Source organism: Nocardioides sp. P5_C9_2, from assembly GCF_054049555.1.
Genome location: NZ_JBFUMD010000421.1, coordinates 1 through 3463 on the forward strand (window position 1 = coordinate 1; position 3463 = coordinate 3463).

Here is a 3463-nt window from a genome sequence, read left to right on the forward strand (position 1 = left end):
CCTGCGGGCCACCGGGGAGACCCGGTTCCTGGTCGTCGAGATGGGCGCCCGGGGTGTCGGCCACGTCGGCTACCTGTGCACCATCGCCCCGCCCACGGTCGCGGCCGTCCTCAACGTCGGCACGGCCCACATCGGTGAGTTCGGCAGCCGCGAGGCCATCGCGCAGGCCAAGGGCGAGATCGTCGAGGCGCTGCCCGCCGACGGCACCGCCGTGCTCAACGCCGACGACCCGCTGGTCGCGGCGATGGTGGAGCGCACCGTCGCCCGGGTGCGGACCTTCGGCGCCGCCCCGGCCGACGTGTCCGTGAGCGAGCTCACCAGCGACGAGCTCGGCCGCCAGTCCTTCGACCTGGCCTTCCTGGGGTCGGGTGCGACGGTGCACCTCGCCCAGGTCGGCGCCTTCCAGTGGCGCAACGCCGCCGCGGCGGCGGCCATGGCGCTCGCCGCCGGGGTCGACCTCGACACGGTCGCCGACGCCCTCGGTGACGCGCAGTCCGCCAGCCGGTGGCGGATGGAGGTCCGGGAGCGGGCCGACGGGGCGGTCGTGGTCAACGACGCCTACAACGCCAACCCGGAGTCCATGGAGGCCGCGCTGGAGTCGCTGCAGGTCATCGGCGAGCGGTCGGGGCGGCGTACCGTCGCGGTCCTCGGCGAGATGCTCGAGCTCGGCGCGGACGCCTCGCACGCCCACCACCGCGTGGGCACGTTCGCGCGGGCGGCGGGCATCGACGTCCTCGTCACGGTCGGTGCCGCGGCCGCGGGCCTGGCCGCCGGATTCGGCAGTGAGGCGATCATCACGGCGGGGCGTGACGAGGCAGTGCTCTGGTTGCGGGAGAATGTCTCGGCTGCCGATGTCGTCCTGGTGAAGGCATCGCGGGGTGCGGCGCTCGAAGTCGTCGTCGAAGGACTGTTGGCCGCCGATCCGGGTGGCACCGAAGGGAGCAGCACATGAGAGCGATCCTGCTCGGTGGCGGGCTCTCGCTGCTGATCTCGCTGATCGGCACGCGCTCCGCGATCAAGGTGCTGGCCCGTCGGGGCTACGGCCAGGAGATCCGCGACGACGGGCCGACCACCCACCACACCAAGCGCGGCACGCCCACCATGGGCGGCCTCGTGATCATCGCGGCCACCGTCGTGGGCTACTTCGCGGCCAAGCTGATCACCCTGCAGACGCCGTCGGCCTCCGCGATGCTGCTGCTGTTCCTCTTCGTCGGCCTCGGCACGGTGGGGTTCCTCGACGACTTCATCAAGATCAGCCGGCAGCGCAACCTCGGCCTGCGCAGCCGCGCGAAGATGATCGGGCAGACCCTGGTCGCGGTCATCTTCGGCGTCCTCGCCCTCTCGCCCGCGCTGGAGGACGAGCGCGGCCTGCGGCCGGCGTCGGACCACATCTCCTTCATCCGCGACTACGAGGCGTTCGCGCTGCCGAGCGTCGTGGTCATCGTCCTCATCTGGTTCTTCGTGACCGGCTTCAGCAACGCGGTCAACCTCACCGACGGMCTCGACGGCCTGGCCACGGGGTGCAGCATCCTGGTCTTCGCCGCCTACACGCTGGTCAACATCTGGCAGAACTCCCAGTCCTGCGCCCTCGAGGCCGGAGCCAAGTGCTACGAGGTCCGCGACCCGCTCGACCTCGCCGTCATCGCCGCCGCGATCACCGGTGCCTGCTTCGGGTTCCTGTGGTGGAACGCCTCCCCGGCCCAGATCTTCATGGGCGACACCGGCTCCCTCGCGCTCGGCGGCGCCATGGCCGGCTTCGCGATCATGACCCGCACCGAGCTGCTGCTCGTCATCATCGGCGGGCTCTTCGTCGCCGTAACCCTGTCGGTGATGATCCAGGTCTCGGTGTTCAAGGTGAGCCGCGCCAGCGGGCTGTTCCGCTCGGTCTTCCGGGTCCAGCCGGGCCACCGGGTGTTCCGGATGACGCCCCTGCACCACCACTTCGAGATGCTCGGCTGGGAGCAGATCACCATCGTGATCCGCTTCTGGATCATCACCGGCCTGTGCGTCGCCGTCGGCATCGGCCTCTTCTACGCCGAATGGGTCGCCGGCATCGGATGAGGCACCCATGAGCAGGCCCGACCTGGAGTCGCTGGGACGACGTACCCCCTGGGACGGTGTGCGCGCCGTCGTGGCGGGCTTCGGCGTGTCCGGCTTCGCCGCCGCCGACAACCTGCTCTTCCTCGGTGCCGACGTCACCGCGCTCGACGAGGCCACCAGCGACGAGAAGGCCGAGAAGGCCACCCTCCTGGAGAGCCTCGGGGGGCACATCCGCCTCGAGGCGGGAGCCACCGCCACGCTGCCCGACGACGTCGACCTGCTCGTCACGTCGCCCGGGTGGCGTCCCGACGCGCCGCTGCTCGCCCAGGCCGCGGCCCGCGGCGTACCGGTGTGGGGTGAGGTCGAGCTGGCGTGGCGCCTGCGCGACACCGACGACTCCGGGCGGGCCGCGCCCTGGCTGGCCGTGACCGGCACCAACGGCAAGACCACCACCGTGCAGATGCTCGACTCGATCCTGCGGGCCGCCGGGCTGCGCAGCGCCTGCGTCGGCAACGTCGGTCGCCCGATCGTCGAGGCGGTCATGGACCCCGAGCCGTACGACGTCTTCGCCGTCGAGCTGTCCAGCTTCCAGCTCCACTACACGCACTCGATGGCCGCGGAGTCGGCCGCCGTGCTCAACGTCGCGCCGGACCACCTCGACTGGTACCCCGGCGGCATGGGCGACTACGCCGCCGACAAGGGCCGGATCTTCGAGCGCGTCGGCAGCGCCTGCGTCTACAACGTCGCGGACCCCGAGACCGAGCGCCTGGTGGCGGCCGCCGACGTGCGGGAGGGGGCCAGGGCCATCGGCTTCACCCTCGGCATGCCGTCGATCGGCATGGTCGGCGTCGTGGAGGACATCCTCGCCGACCGGGCCTTCATCGAGGAGCGCGCGACCAGCGCCGCCGAGCTGTGCACGATCGCCGACCTCGCGTCGCCGGCCCCGCACTTCGTCGCCAACGCCCTTGCGGCCGCGGCCCTGGCCCGGTCGCACGGGGTCTCCCAGGAGGCCGTCCGCGACGGGCTGCGGGCCTTCCGCCCCGACGGCCACCGCATCGCCCACGTCGCCGAGCACGCCGAGGTGACCTGGGTCGACGACTCCAAGGCCACCAACCCCCACGCCGCCCAGTCCTCGCTGCAGGCCTACGACCCGGTGGTCTGGATCGCCGGTGGGCTGGCCAAGGGCGCCCGCTTCGACGACCTCGTGCAGGCCGTGCGGGGTCGGCTGCGCGGCGTCGTGCTGCTCGGGGCGGACCGCCACGTCATCGCTGCCGCCCTTTCGCGACACGCCCCCGATGTGCCCGTCATCGAGATCGGCGACGGGGAGACTGGGGAACCGATGGAGCGCGTCGTCGACGCGGCAGCCCGGCTCGCCCGCGAGGGCGACACCGTGCTGCTGGCGCCGGGATGTGCCTCCATGGAC

3 protein-coding genes are annotated in these 3463 nt (G+C 72.2%); all 3 read left to right on the forward strand.

Annotation, left to right across the window (positions count from 1 at the left end; translation table 11 throughout):
* Positions 1–952, forward strand: a 952-nt coding sequence (locus ACXJKL_RS17310; RefSeq protein ID WP_457208257.1) for a UDP-N-acetylmuramoyl-tripeptide--D-alanyl-D-alanine ligase, incomplete at its 5' end; no start/stop codon positions are given.
* Positions 949–2061 (forward strand): phospho-N-acetylmuramoyl-pentapeptide-transferase, encoded by a 1113-nt coding sequence (gene mraY, locus ACXJKL_RS17315; protein ID WP_457208258.1) that lies wholly within the window; start codon positions 949–951, stop codon positions 2059–2061. The genes ACXJKL_RS17310 and mraY, both read left to right, overlap by 4 nt.
* A gap of 7 nt (positions 2062–2068) precedes the next feature.
* A partial coding sequence (gene murD / locus ACXJKL_RS17320) for a UDP-N-acetylmuramoyl-L-alanine--D-glutamate ligase (RefSeq protein WP_457208259.1) occupies positions 2069–3463 on the forward strand: 1395 nt, incomplete at its 3' end.